The organism is Clostridium sp. 10cd*, assembly GCF_044336395.1.
Taxonomy (GTDB): Bacteria; Bacillota_I; Bacilli_A; order Erysipelotrichales; family Erysipelotrichaceae; genus Clostridium_AQ; species Clostridium_AQ innocuum.
Genome location: NZ_CP172347.1, coordinates 115,219 through 128,308 on the forward strand (window position 1 = coordinate 115,219; position 13,090 = coordinate 128,308).

Here is a 13,090-nt window from a genome sequence, read left to right on the forward strand (position 1 = left end):
AGGATAAGCTTATGAAGAAACCCATTGCGACACCTTCCAGAACAAAGGAAATTCTGGAAACACATGGAATGTTTGCGAAAAAAAATTACGGACAGAATTTTCTGATTGAATCCGGAATTGTCGATAAAATTGCACGACATGCAGTCCTGTCGGATCACTGCGTGGTATTTGAAATAGGACCCGGTATCGGTGCATTGACACAGTATCTGTGTGAGTATGCAAAAAAGGTTGTATCCTTTGAAATTGATGAGCGGCTTCCTGATGTTCTGGCAGACACACTGCAGGAATATGACAATTTTGAGCTGGTCATGTCTGATTTTTTAGAAATCGATTTGAAAGAATGGTGCAGAACGTACAGGGAAGAGGGCTATGATGTCGTCATTGCTGCCAATCTGCCCTACTATATCACGACTCCGATTCTGTTTAAAATATTTGAATCCAAAGCGGACGTTGCGGCAATCACCGTCATGATGCAGAAGGAGGTCGCAGACCGCTTTGCTGCTGAAGTAAATACCAAGGATTACAATGCGTTAAGTATTATCACACAGTATCGCTGTGAGGTAACCCCGGTGATGAAGGTGCCGAAAAACGTTTTCCTGCCAAAGCCGAATGTGGACAGCGCAGTCTTGCAGTTCCGTTTCAGGGATACACCGCAGAATATCGAGGAAGAAAGTTTTTTTCCATTGGTTAAGGCTTGCTTTCGCCAGAGAAGAAAGACCATACTGAACAATTACGGGGAATATTGTCAGGATAAGCAGCAGGCGCGTGCAGAGCTTGAGAAAAGCGGTATAGACTGCACAAGACGGGCAGAAAGCGTCACACTTGCGGAATTTATCAACTTATATGAGGTACATAGAAATGAAAGTAAAAGCACATGCGAAAATTAACATCTGCCTGAATGTCGTATGCAGGCGGGATGACGGGTATCATGAGCTGGAAATGATTATGGTTCCTCTGATGCTCCATGATGAGCTTACCATAACACTGTCCAGTGAGGACTGCTATACGTGTAATGATGCACAGCTGCGGATGGATGAATCGAATACAATCGTTCAGGCTGTGGAGCTGATGCGAAGGACCTTTTCTCTATCGGAATGCTTCCATGTGCATGTGGAGAAGCATATCCCCGCACAGGCAGGACTTGCCGGAGGAAGTGCAGATGCCGCTGCAGTCATGCGCGGAATCCGTGATTTGCTGAAGCTGGATATCTCACTGGAGGAGCTGGCACAGCTGGGAAAGCAGGTTGGCGCAGATGTACCGTTCTGCATCATGGAAACCTGTGCTTTGGTAAAGGGGATTGGCGAAAGGATAACACCGTTCGCCATGCCTTGCGATTTTCATATTCTTCTGGTGAAGCCAGCGATAGGCGTACCTACCGGGAAAGCTTTTTCTATGCTTGATTTTGAGAAATGCGACCATCCGGACTGCAATGAGGTTATCCATGCATTACAGCAGGGCGACCTTGCGCAGCTTTCAAGTGTCATATCCAATTCCCTGGAATACAGTGCCTTTCAGCTGGTTCCGGAAATTGCGGACATCAAACACCAGCTGCAGAGTATGGGGTTTGAAGCGGTGCTGATGAGTGGCAGTGGAAGTACAGTATTTGCAATTACAAGGAAGAAAGAACTTCTGCAACAAGCAGAGAAGCGGTTCCATAACAAAACGTATTTTGTATGCTGCACAGCGATCAAGCAGTAAATGGAGGTTAAGGCTATAGACAAACAGGGGATATCTCTTCTATGATGTCTGCCTTAGTGCTGGCTTCATAAAGAAAAAACGGCATAGGATTACCGGTTTCGGTTTGTCTGTGCCGTTTTCATATTATCCGTATGAAAGCCTGCATAGATCCCCACAGGACTCAAAATACTACAGCTTGGATATATCCGGCTTTTGAATGGGTGGATTCGGCAGCGTGCTTTCTCTGATATCCGTAAGCAGAAGCTGTTCATGCCGAAAGAAATATGGGTGATGCCGAAAACGGGTGAACAGGAAGAGCAGGCTTATGAAAAGTCCTGTATAAAGCAGGACGGCATACAACAAATCCAGAAACATCATAAACAATAGGAAACAGGGAACACCGGTAAGTAATATAAAGACGCCCATTCCGATATAGGTGAGAACACGGTTTCCATATGTTATCATAAGAGAATACAACCGATCCTGCCAGGTGATCAGACTGCGCTCCAGCTCCGTATAAGGAAGCCATACAGTCCCGGTATCATTCTGCAGCAGTATTTTGCGAAATGCAGAGATATCCTCAGTCTGTAAAGCCTCACCGACATATTCCCTGCGCAGAAGCTTAAAAAAGGGCTGCTTTCGCATATGTCTGTTACCGGTAATGAGGTCACCGCCACAGCATTGCGTCCTGCCACAGAGGGTTCGGTACAGCTCCGGTATGAGATAGGCGGGATGACGGGTGTCGGTGAGCATAAGAAAGTCACCGTTTGACAGCTGTGCTCCCAGAAATATAGCAGACACCGGCGTAACACGGTGATTCAGTGATACGTAATGGCATGCATAATCCTGCTGTGACAGCAAGCGCAGAATAGCGGAGCTTCCGTCTCTGGACGCATTGTCAATAAAAAGAAGCTCATAGCTGACCGGCAGCTTCTTTACTTCCCGCAGGACATCCGTATACACTCTGCGTAATGCTCCCGCATTATTATGACAGGGTATAATGACACTGATCTTATCCACACCATCACTCCTTTATAAACATTATGGCATACTATTGTGATAAATCCAGTTTTGAAATCTTAAAAAGTCTTAACACTGATTTAATGAACATTAGGTAGTAGGAGCCTGTATTTTGATATATAATGAAAGAGAAAAGAAATGAGGTGTGGACGATGGGAAGCAGAATACTCATTGTGGATGATAATCAGGAAATTCGTGAGGTAGTAACTGTTCTTCTGGAGAACGAGGGCTATGAGGTGGAGGAAGCCGGTGATGGAGAAGCAGCAGTAGCTAAAGCAGAGGATATGGACTTAATCATTCTGGATGTTATGATGCCGAAAATGGATGGCTTTAAGGCATGCCGTCAGATTCGTGAGGTCACGAATGCGCCGATTCTGTTTTTGACTGCAAAGACCATGGACCAGGACAAAGCGCTTGGATTTTCCAGCGGCGGAGATGATTATTTGGCGAAGCCGTTTTCCTATAATGAACTCATTGCCCGTGTGAAAGCACTTCTGCGCAGATATTGCATTTACAAGGGGAAGGAGGAGCCGCAGGAGGGCGATCAGATTATCATGCATGATCTGATCATCAGCCGAAACAGCAATCAGGTGAAAAAGAAGGAGGAAGCTGTAAATCTGACAGAAATGGAGTATCAGATTTTGTTACTGCTGGCGGACCATCCGAAAAAAATTTTCTCCAATCAGGAGCTGTATGAAGCTATCTGGAAGGGGCCGTATATGTATTCCGCAAATAATACCATCATGGTGCATATCCGAAATCTGCGCAAAAAGCTGGGAGTGGATCCGCAGAATCCGGTGTATATAAAAACCGTCTGGGGAAAGGGGTACCGTTTTGATTAAAAAAAAAGCACTGTCGGAACAAGAAAAAAGCATATCTCCAAGCTAAGCCTGAAATTTATCGGTATCGTTATACTGGCGGCAGTTGTTTCCGCATCACTGTTCGGGTTTTTATTTTTTAACCGGTATCGTATGTTTCATCTGGCTGTCGGTGAAGAGGCAGTAAAGAAGGAAACGAGTGAACAGATTCAGACCCTGCAGGATACGATAACGAAAAAGGATATTTCAAAAAAGAACAAAAAAGCTATCAAACGGGAAATGAGAAAATACAAGGATCTCACGCTGTATCTGTATGATGATGAGGATACGCTGAGTGAAACATCATTCAGTACGATGGAGGATCAGGCATATGTGGGTACCATGTCCTTCTGGCTGAATCTGTATGAGCCGGACGATCAGGAATATACGCTGAAATTTCATGATGGTGAAGCCTATCTTGTTGTCTATTCCTTTATCGGTCTTTCCTTCATGATTCGGTTTCTCATTGTGGCGGCAGTTGCTTCTATCCTGCTGTTCATTGTAGTGATTATGCAGTTTGTACACCGCAAAATGAAATATGTCCTCAGTATCGAGGAGGAAATGCAGCTGATTGAAGCCGGTGATTTTCACCATACGATCATTTACAAGGGAAATGATGAATTGACGGATCTTGCCCGGCAGCTGAATCATCTGCGCAATGCATTGTATGATAATATGCTGAAGGAAGAAGAAGCACGCAATGCCAATCAGGAGCTTGTTACAGCCATGTCACATGATCTTCGTACACCGCTCACCTCTCTGCTTGGATATCTGGATATTCTTCAAATGAAAATCTATAAGAGTGATGCAGCGAGGGATGACTATATTCGAAAAAGCCGGCAGAAGGCCGAACAGATCAAGGATATGTCAGATAAGCTGTTTAATCATTTCCTTGTGTATTCCCGTGATGAGGAGCTGCAGCTGCATCCTATAGAGGAGCAGGCGGTACTGAATATGCTGGAGTTCTATTGCGAGGAGCTGCGTGAACAGAAATTCGAGATATTGACAAAATTTGAAAGGGGCAGCTGGAAAATCATGGGGGAGGAAGCCATGCTGATGCGTGTGTTTGATAATGTATTTTCCAATATCCGAAAATATGGGGATAAACACATTGTGACTGTTTCTTTACAGGTGGAGAAGGGGAATGTGCTGATTCGGTTAAAAAATCGTAAGAAAAAGGACGCATCCCGGGAGGAAAGCACCCAGATTGGTCTGAAAAGCGTTAATAAGATCATGAAAGGGATGAATGGCAGCTTTCTATATGAAAATGATGATACGGAATTTGTTGTAGAGCTGTTCTTTCCTTGCCGTCAGGAATAGCACTGCTATATTCGTGTTAGATATGTAAAAAGGATAGTTCTGCATTTCTGCAGCATATATGTAACAAGGCATCTGTTGTCTGTCCTGCACAAACACAGCTGCTTTTTTTTATTAGTTTTGCATTACACGGTAAATTGACCTTCTAACGGAAATAGAATGAAATGCGGCAGGGAGTAAAAAACAGCCTGGATAACCAAGCTGTCATAATGCAGGGGATTATAAATCCAGCAGCCTCATCTGCCGCAATGCATGATATATGCCATCCTCGGATACATCCCTTGTAATGATGTCGGCAGCGCGCTTCGCTTCCTCATGGGCATTTCCCATTGCGACTCCGATTCGTGCATGCTGCAGCATTTCCACATCGTTCAGACTGTCTCCAAAGGCTAGATAGTCCTGCATCTGAAAATGATCAAGAATAAAGCGGATACCGATCGCCTTGCTAAAGCCCTTCAGCACAACATCTGCATAGGTCGACTGCCCAATCAAAACATCAACGCTGGGTATCGCCATATATTCCTCATACGCATATCCCATAGGACCATAGGCAATCATCATAATGACATCACTGCCGTCATATGCTTCCACATCCGGTATGGATTCCTTAAAGAATTCTGCAGAGGTAATCACGTATGCATTCGGCTTGCGGGTAAGAATCTGCTTCTTTCCCATAATCAGCAGCGGAGCCTCCTGCGTTACCGCAGCCTGAATGCAGGCCTCGACGCTTTCTCTTGGAATCGGTGTCATATGCAGAAGGCTTTTGTCGTGATTGTAAATAGCCTGTCCGTTATTGCAGAGAAAGATGTCCCAGTCAATCAGCTCATCAAAGTGACCGTCTGTTACAGATTGCAGAGATCGTCCGGTAGAAATGCATAGAATATGGCCGGCCTTCTTCAGCTTCTGCAATGCGGCTCTGGTGGATGCAGGAACAATATGCGTGGTACTATCCACCAAAGTACCGTCTATATCGAAAAACAGAATCTGTCTGTTCATAAGGTAACCTCCCATCAACACGGTTATGATAGCACAACTATTCACATATTGTAATCATTTCCGGCATATTTCATTATTCCGGTGTCCGAAATCCAATTTGCATGATGGTAAAGTATACGGGAGCATGCTGTTTCCTCCATTCTTTGCTGTGATTGTATGCTTTTTCCTTAATTCACGGTGAAACCTTACAATTCGTCCATAAAACGTATAGGAAATAGGCACTTAGCCTTTTTTTTACTGTCACTTTTTGATAAAATAGTAACGGAGGTATGTTTTTATGAAATCTGCTATTGTTTTAGCTGCCGGAAAAGGCACAAGAATGAAGTCAGCTTTGAACAAAGTGATGCATCCCGTCTTAAACAAACCGATGATTGGACATATTGTTGATACCCTGAAAGCAAGCGGAGTGGAACGCATTGTTGTTGTGGTTGGACATGGTGCTGAAAGTGTAAAGGAATATCTGCAGGATTCTGTAGAGTATGCTATTCAACAGCCTCAGTTAGGAACCGGACACGCTGTCATGCAGGCAAGTGTTCTGGAAGGTCTGGATGGAGATACCATTGTTGTTAACGGTGATGGCCCCTGCATTCAGAAGGAAACGATTCAAAAAGTATTTGAAAGCAACCGTGATGCCGCTTGTACCGTACTGACGAGTGTGCTGCCGGATGGAGAACGCTACGGCAGAATTATTCGAAATGCACAGGGCATGGTCGAGAAGATTGTTGAAGCAAAGGATTGCAGTGAAGAAGAATTGGAAGTAAAAGAGATCAACACCGGAATTTTCTGTTTCAATAACAAGGCACTGTTTGAAGGTCTGAAGGAAATCACCAACAGCAATGCACAGCAGGAATACTACCTGACAGATCTTGTGGAAATTTTTAATAAAAAAGATCTGTGTGTCAATGCTATGATTGTGGATGATCCAAAGGAAGCCATGGGTGTCAATGACCGTGTGGATTTAGCGAAAGCAAATGCATGGATGAAGCGTCATGTAAATGAAGCACACATGCGTGCAGGGGTAACGATTATCGATCCGGATAACACATACATTGATGTGGATGCTGTGATTGGTGAGGATACGGTCATTTATCCCAACGTACACATTCAGGGGAAAACTGTCATTGGTAAGAATACTGTGATTTTACCGAACTCGTTCCTGCGCAATGCTGTAATCGGTGATGATGTAACGATTGACAGCAGCAAGATCGTTGAAAGCAGTGTTGGAAACCGTTCCACGGTGGGGCCGATGTCTCATTTAAGAAACAATACAGAAATCTGCGAAGACTGCCGTATTGGGAACTTTGTGGAATTTAAAAACTCTCACTTTGGTGATGGCTCCAAATGCGCCCACCTGACATATATCGGAGATTCCGACTTTGGTAAGAAAATCAATGTCGGCTGCGGTGTGGTTACAGTCAATTATGACGGCAAGCACAAATTCCGCACAACGGTACATGACGGTGCGTTTATCGGAAGTAATTGTAACCTGATTGCGCCTGTGACCATCGGTGAGAATGCTCTGCTTGCGGCAGGCTCTACGATCACGGATTCTGTAGATGACGGTGATATGGGGATTGCCAGAGCACGACAGTCCATTAAAAAGGGATTCGGAACAACTTACAAGAACAAATAGGAAAGGAACAGGATTGTAGAACAATGGAAAACAAAACAGTAGTTTTTGCGTTAACTTCAAGCGTTGAGCTAGCAAATGAAATCGTGGGAGAATTAGGGATACCTTTGGGTCAGTGTGATGTAAAGCACTTCTCCGACGGGGAAATCATGGTAGAATTAGGGGAGTCCGTGCGCGGGAAAAACGTCTACATCGTTCAATCCACATGTGCACCTGTCTCCAGCAATATCATGGAGGTACTGATTGCCATTGATGCCTGCAAACGTGCCAGTGCCGGTCATATTTCTGTCGTTATGCCATATTTCGGATATGCACGACAGGACCGCAAGGCAAAACCGAGACAGCCGATCACATCCAAACTGGTTGCGGATCTGCTGGAACGGGCAGGGGCAAACCGTGTCATTACCATGGAACTGCATGCAACGCAGATTCAGGGATTCTTCGATATTCCTGCAGATGACATCTCCGCCATCTGTATTATCGGTCAGTATTTCAAGAGCCTGAATCTGAAAGATGTTGTGGTCGTATCACCGGACCATGGCGGAACTACTCGTGCGAGAAGACTTGCGGAAATTCTTCACGCTCCATTAGCAATCATTGATAAACGTCGTCCGAAACCAAACGTGGCAGAGGCTATGAACATCATTGGGGATGTAAATGGCAAAATCGCTATCGTGGTAGACGATATTGTGGATACTGCAGGGACGCTGACTGCAGGTATCCAGATGCTGTATGACAAAGGCGCTACTGCTGTATATGCATCCTGTGTGCACGGCGTTCTTTCCGGGCCGGCCATCGATCGCTTGAAGGCTGCGAATCTGGAAGAATTCGTATGTACCAATACGATTCCTCAGGATGACAAGGCTGCATTGTACCCACAAATGAAGGTATTGTCTGTAGGACCTGTTTTAGGACAGGTTATCAAGGCTGTGGAAGAAAGCAGACCAGTCAGCGAAATCGTTGCGAAATACGCAGAGTAAGCCTACATAGAAAGGAAACTGTATGCTGGAACATTTCATAGAATTCATGCTGCCGGAGATTGTATCCATTTTGGAAATCATCGGTATCGTTGTGATAACCATCGGATCACTGAAGGCGTTTTATCACTATATCAAAGCGCTGTTTACCCATAAACATTATCCGATCCGTATCGAACTGGCAAATGCTCTGGCATTAGGTTTGGAATTTAAAATGGGTGCCGAAATACTGAAGACGGTACTCGTCAGAAGCTTTTCGGAAATCTATATTCTGGGAGCCATCATTCTGCTGCGTGCACTTCTGTCCTTGATGATACATTTTGAAATCAAGACGGAGAAGGAACACGGATCCGCAAGTGAGGCATCACCGAATAATTATTAACATGCAGTACGGTATCAATTGGATATCGTGCTGCTTTTTTCTATTCCTGTGAAATCACTTAATATGGGTAAGGCAGAATAATTGTTTGAGATTGGTTTTATAACTGATCTTATAAGGTGATGTGTCAATTGCTCTGTGTATATATCACGATCAACCAGGGAACTTCAGGATAGTGGCATAGGATGTGATTTTTATATGGAGGTATATCCTTCTTTCAAGCTGTTTATTGGAATTGACAGTATGGGTCTGTAACAGGCTTCATCATTGTTTGTTTCACTAAGTGAGCATTCATATGAAGAATGTGTTAACACCTTGTATGTATTTGGCAACAATCGGGTTTACATAACTGATGGATAGTGTTCTTCATAGAGTGATTTTTTCGTGAAATCCCCAGATGCTTTCGAAACTTAAAAAATTGTCTTTTTTGAAAGTGTGAGCCATGATCGAAAATCAGATTTTGATATATGGTAATGAAACGATAGAATTGCTTATTTAAAAGATGTCTTTAAACCCTATAAATTGGAATTTCATTGAAATATAAGATATATCGTCACTCTTTTCCTTTCACCATGACAGCTGTATGAATAAAAAGCGCATCAAAAAGCCATGCGATCACTCACATGGCTTATCTGCACTAGCTTGCTTTATAATATATGACAGATTCATAAGGACGAAGTGTGATACACTTGTCAGCTTTACTGTCCTTATAATTGCTTAGCAACAGCACATAATCTGTCAGATTTTCTTTTATTTCCACACGTACAGCTTCTGCATAGAAATTGCTGAGTACAATCAGTTCTCCTTCCTCTCCTTTGCGTTTGTATGCAAAGACTGTCTTATGATCCTGCAGTAATGGAATATACAGGCCATTCTGAATCACCTTATACTCTTTCCGCATGCGTATCAATTTCTGATAATGATAAAATACGGAATTTTCATCCTGTAGTGCATTTTCAACATTGACAGTTTTATAGTTATCAATTACTGACAGCCATGGAGTACCATCTGTGAAGCCTGCATTTTGCTTGCTGTTCCATTGCATTGGTGTTCTTGCATTATCCCGGCTGCGTTCCTGTAATATATGCAGGATTTCTTCCTTACTGTGTCCTTCCTTCTTAAGAATATCATAGAAATTTGTACTTTCTACATCGCGATATTGTGATATATCATGGAAATATGCATTGGTCATACCGATTTCCTCACCCTGATACACATACGGTGTCCCCCGCATGCAGTGAAGCACAGTTGCCAGCATTTTAGCGGCTTCTATACGATAGTTTTTATCATCGCAAAATCTTGAAATCGCACGGGGCTGATCGTGATTACACCAGAATAAGGCATTCCATGCATCTGCTTCCTGCATACCTGTCTGCCAGTCATTCAAGAGCTGCTTTAGCTCCATGAAATCAAACGGCATCAGCTCCCATTTCTTTTTGTTTCTATAGTCTACCTTTAGATGATGGAAGGTAAATACACTCGTCAGCTCATGGGCGTCACTTCCTGAGTAACGTGTGCAATTCTCTAAGGTTGTTGAACTCATCTCACCAACCGTCATACTGTCTTCATCCTTGCCAAAGCTGTTCAGATTCAGTTCTTTCAAATATTCGTGAATGTGTGGACCATCCGTGTAAAACTGCCGGCCGTCAAAGAGGTTTGGATCATCCTCGAAGGAGCCTTTTGATACAAGATTAACTACATCGAAGCGGAATCCATGAACCCCCTTACTGCGCCAGAAGTTGACGATATCAGCCAGTTCTTTTCTGACTTCCGAATTGTCCCAGTTTAGATCAGCCTGTGTGACATCATACAGATGCAGATAGTACTCATCCAGCTCCTTGACATATTCCCATGCAGGACCGCCAAACTTTGAATTCCAGTTATTCGGAGCACTGCCATCTGCTTTTCCTTTGCGGAAAAAGAAGTAATCTTTGTATTTCTCTTCGCCCTTTAAAGCCTTCTGAAACCAGACATGCCGCGTTGAAGCATGATTGAACACCATATCCAGCATGATATCAATGCCACGCTTTTTTGCTTCCCTGCATAATTCAGTAAAATCCTCCATGGTTCCATAGCGTGGATCGATTGCTCGATAATCTTCTACATCATAGCCATTATCCCGTTGCGGAGATACAAACATTGCATTAAACCAGATATACTCAATACCAAGCTTCTGCAGATAATCCAGTCTGGAAATGACACCCTGTAAATCGCCCCATCCATCTCCATTGGAATCCTGAAAGGATTTTGGATAAATCTGATATACTGTTTTCTCTTTAAAATTCATAGTGCCCTCCTATTTGTATGTGATGATATGAGCATCACCAGCTGCTATCTTTTCGTGCTGTTTTTCAAGTGTGATCGCTGTCCCGTCCGTAAATACCACTGGAGAAACAAGAGATTTTTCTTTCCTTTTGATAACATCCAACTCTACATCAACCAGTACGTCACCCTGTTTTACGACATCCCCAGCTTTTACGTGCGGGTGGAAGCCTTCTCCATTTAATTCTACAGTATCCATACCAATGTGAATCAGAACCTCTTTTCCGTTATCTGCCTTGATACCGTAGGCGTAGCCGGTCGGGAATGCGACCATGATGGTTCCGCTGAACGGAGCCAGAACACGGGTATCCTGTAATTCTACTGCAAAGCCGTCACCCATAGCTTTGGATGCAAATGCCTGATCCTCAACTTCTTCCATCGGCATACATATACCGCTCATTGGTGAATGGAAGCTTTCCTCTTCGGCCGAGACAATGACTGCAGCTTCCTTTTGCTGCAGTTTCTTTTTTTCAACAAGCAGAGTCAAAACAAACGGAATGATAATCGCCGCTGCCATAGCTGCAAGGAATGCCAGCCAAAATTGTGATTTTATGGAAATGATGCCCGGTAAACCGCCGACACCGATGCTGAAGGCCTGCACCCCGCATCCTACAGATATCACTGCTGCAGCTGCAGAACCGATCATGCCGCAAATCAAAGGAAAGCCATATTTCAGATTGACACCAAATAAAGCCGGTTCTGTAACACCGAGATAGCAGGATATCAGGGCCGGGATATTGATCTGCTGTGCTTTTTCATCCTTTTTCTGAAGAACTGCCATTGCAAGAACACTGGAGCCCTGCGCAATATTGGATAATGCAATCATTGGCCAGAGAATTGTACCGCCAAACATATTCGTCAGCGTTGTATCAATTGCATTCGTCATATGATGTAAGCCGGTCATAACGATTGGCGCATAGATCAGCCCAAATACCGCGGCAAACAAAACGCCAAAGCTGGAGGTTAGTCCGGTATAGACAATATCCGCAATTGCATTTCCTATTGTCCAGCCTACAGGTCCAACCAGAGTATGAGCAATAACAACTGCCGGGATCAGTGAACAGAACGGCACAACAATCATAGAAATGACAGCAGGACAGTGCTTACGGAAGAATTTTTCAAGATATACGAGGACAAAGCCTGCCATCATGGCTGCGATTACCTGCCCCTGATAGCCAATCATTTGAATCTGTGTGAAATCAAAATTCCATACAGGAATAGCGGAAGCCTCGGTTCCGGCTACCTGGAAGCCGTTTAACAGCTGCGGAGAAACAAGGGTTAGCCCAAGGATGATTCCAAGAATCTGTGTTGTTCCCATTTTTTTTAGTAATGGACCAGACGATACCCACCGGCAGCATGTGGAAGACGGCTTCACCAATCAGCCATAGAAAGCTGTATACGCCATTCCAGAACTGTGAGGCTTGGGCGAGCGTCTGTCCGTCAAACATCGCAATCTCGCCTATGATATTGCGAAACCCGAGAATCAGACCGCCGCAGATCAACGCCGGGATCAGAGGTGCGAAGATTTCTCCAAGAGCACCCATTATTCGCTGTAATACTGTCTGATTTGATTTTGCAGAGCTTTTCAGTGAATCCTTGGAAACTCCTTCAATGCCTGCATAAGCCGTAAATGCATTGTAAAATTCACTGACCTCATTTCCGATTATGACCTGAAACTGACCGGATTGTGTGAATGTCCCCTTTGCACTGGGAAGGGATTCGATTGCCGCAACATCTGCCAGCTCCGGCTTTACCAGTACAAATCGCATTCTGGTAACACAGTGAGAAACGGCCTGTATGTTCTCTTTACCACCGACGTATAGCAATAGTTTTTTTACATCTTCCTGAGACTTTTCCATAAGCTCCTCCTTAAACATGTACGTACATCTTAATACAACAACAGTATAACTTGTAC

General features: G+C 44.0%; 11 protein-coding genes and 1 pseudogene. 7 read left to right on the forward strand and 5 right to left on the reverse strand.

The genetic code is table 11. The annotated features are described in order from the left end of the window. Positions 1 to 11 precede the first annotated feature (11 nt). Both rsmA and ispE read left to right on the forward strand, forming a co-directional pair. Positions 12 to 887 (forward strand): 16S rRNA (adenine(1518)-N(6)/adenine(1519)-N(6))-dimethyltransferase RsmA, encoded by an 876-nt coding sequence (rsmA, locus tag ACG3M1_RS00530; protein ID WP_008818099.1) that lies wholly within the window; start codon positions 12 to 14, stop codon positions 885 to 887. Further along, positions 859 to 1,698, forward strand: a complete 840-nt coding sequence (gene ispE / locus ACG3M1_RS00535) for a 4-(cytidine 5'-diphospho)-2-C-methyl-D-erythritol kinase (RefSeq protein WP_074748765.1) — start codon at positions 859 to 861, stop codon at positions 1,696 to 1,698. Before rsmA ends, ispE begins: the two co-directional genes overlap by 29 nt. A 168-nt stretch (positions 1,699 to 1,866) precedes the next feature. Here ispE and ACG3M1_RS00540 read toward each other — a convergent pair whose 3' ends face one another. Continuing rightward, entirely contained in the window at positions 1,867 to 2,697 is an 831-nt protein-coding gene (locus ACG3M1_RS00540; protein WP_074748767.1) for a glycosyltransferase, read from the reverse strand. A 152-nt stretch (positions 2,698 to 2,849) separates the two neighbouring features. Between ACG3M1_RS00540 and ACG3M1_RS00545 the strand changes: the two genes are divergently transcribed. After that, the gene (locus ACG3M1_RS00545) at positions 2,850 to 3,539 is read left to right on the forward strand and encodes a response regulator transcription factor (protein WP_008818102.1); all 690 of its coding nucleotides are present in this window, start codon (positions 2,850 to 2,852) and stop codon (positions 3,537 to 3,539) included. A gap of 129 nt (positions 3,540 to 3,668) precedes the next feature. After that, positions 3,669 to 4,874 carry a histidine kinase dimerization/phospho-acceptor domain-containing protein gene (locus tag ACG3M1_RS00550; RefSeq protein ID WP_242410498.1) on the forward strand — a complete coding sequence of 402 codons (1,206 nt, stop codon included), beginning with the start codon at positions 3,669 to 3,671 and terminating at the stop codon, positions 4,872 to 4,874. 216 nt (positions 4,875 to 5,090) lie between these two features. Here the strand turns inward: ACG3M1_RS00550 and ACG3M1_RS00555 are convergent, their stop codons facing one another. Continuing rightward, positions 5,091 to 5,867: an HAD family hydrolase gene (locus ACG3M1_RS00555; protein ID WP_395814682.1), complete on the reverse strand. Its 777-nt coding sequence runs from the start codon at positions 5,865 to 5,867 to the stop codon at positions 5,091 to 5,093. Between the two features lie 277 nt (positions 5,868 to 6,144). On the opposite strand from ACG3M1_RS00555, the gene glmU reads away from it, so the two are divergent. The 3 genes from glmU to ACG3M1_RS00570 are packed head-to-tail and all read left to right on the forward strand — an operon-like array spanning position 6,145 to position 8,856. Then, the gene (gene glmU / locus ACG3M1_RS00560) at positions 6,145 to 7,500 is read left to right on the forward strand and encodes a bifunctional UDP-N-acetylglucosamine diphosphorylase/glucosamine-1-phosphate N-acetyltransferase GlmU (protein ID WP_008818105.1); all 1,356 of its coding nucleotides are present in this window, start codon (positions 6,145 to 6,147) and stop codon (positions 7,498 to 7,500) included. A 23-nt stretch (positions 7,501 to 7,523) separates the two neighbouring features. Further along, complete coding sequence (locus ACG3M1_RS00565) at positions 7,524 to 8,477, forward strand: ribose-phosphate diphosphokinase (RefSeq protein ID WP_002606808.1); 954 nt, start codon at positions 7,524 to 7,526, stop codon at positions 8,475 to 8,477. Positions 8,478 to 8,499: 22 nt separating this feature from the next. Next, the gene (locus ACG3M1_RS00570) at positions 8,500 to 8,856 is read left to right on the forward strand and encodes a DUF1622 domain-containing protein (protein WP_002606809.1); all 357 of its coding nucleotides are present in this window, start codon (positions 8,500 to 8,502) and stop codon (positions 8,854 to 8,856) included. Between the two features lie 634 nt (positions 8,857 to 9,490). On the opposite strand, the gene treC is transcribed toward ACG3M1_RS00570, so the two are convergent. The 3 genes and pseudogenes from treC to treP form a co-directional block, all read right to left on the reverse strand. Beyond that, positions 9,491 to 11,140 (reverse strand): alpha,alpha-phosphotrehalase, encoded by a 1,650-nt coding sequence (treC, locus tag ACG3M1_RS00575; protein WP_009270130.1) that lies wholly within the window; start codon positions 11,138 to 11,140, stop codon positions 9,491 to 9,493. A gap of 9 nt (positions 11,141 to 11,149) precedes the next feature. Next, a complete protein-coding gene (locus tag ACG3M1_RS00580; RefSeq protein ID WP_395815409.1) occupies positions 11,150 to 11,575 on the reverse strand; it encodes a PTS sugar transporter subunit IIA in 426 nt (141 codons plus the stop codon). 57 nt (positions 11,576 to 11,632) lie between these two features. Next, positions 11,633 to 13,034 (reverse strand): annotated as a pseudogene (gene treP / locus ACG3M1_RS00585) (PTS system trehalose-specific EIIBC component); the annotation flags it as partial. Between the last annotated feature and the right edge of the window lie 56 nt (positions 13,035 to 13,090).

What these genes read in the sequence shown, in the direction of transcription:
- rsmA (WP_008818099.1), top strand. Translation starts at nt 12, where the DNA reads ATGAAGAAACCCATTGCGACACCTTCCAGAACAAAGGAAATTCTGGAA.
- ispE (WP_074748765.1), top strand. Translation starts at nt 859, where the DNA reads ATGAAAGTAAAAGCACATGCGAAAATTAACATCTGCCTGAATGTCGTA.
- ACG3M1_RS00545 (WP_008818102.1), top strand. Translation starts at nt 2,850, where the DNA reads ATGGGAAGCAGAATACTCATTGTGGATGATAATCAGGAAATTCGTGAG.
- ACG3M1_RS00550 (WP_242410498.1), top strand. Translation starts at nt 3,669, where the DNA reads ATGTTTCATCTGGCTGTCGGTGAAGAGGCAGTAAAGAAGGAAACGAGT.
- ACG3M1_RS00555 (WP_395814682.1), bottom strand. Translation starts at nt 5,867, where the DNA reads ATGAACAGACAGATTCTGTTTTTCGATATAGACGGTACTTTGGTGGAT.
- glmU (WP_008818105.1), top strand. Translation starts at nt 6,145, where the DNA reads ATGAAATCTGCTATTGTTTTAGCTGCCGGAAAAGGCACAAGAATGAAG.
- ACG3M1_RS00565 (WP_002606808.1), top strand. Translation starts at nt 7,524, where the DNA reads ATGGAAAACAAAACAGTAGTTTTTGCGTTAACTTCAAGCGTTGAGCTA.
- ACG3M1_RS00570 (WP_002606809.1), top strand. Translation starts at nt 8,500, where the DNA reads ATGCTGGAACATTTCATAGAATTCATGCTGCCGGAGATTGTATCCATT.
- treC (WP_009270130.1), bottom strand. Translation starts at nt 11,140, where the DNA reads ATGAATTTTAAAGAGAAAACAGTATATCAGATTTATCCAAAATCCTTT.
- ACG3M1_RS00580 (WP_395815409.1), bottom strand. Translation starts at nt 11,575, where the DNA reads ATGAGCGGTATATGTATGCCGATGGAAGAAGTTGAGGATCAGGCATTT.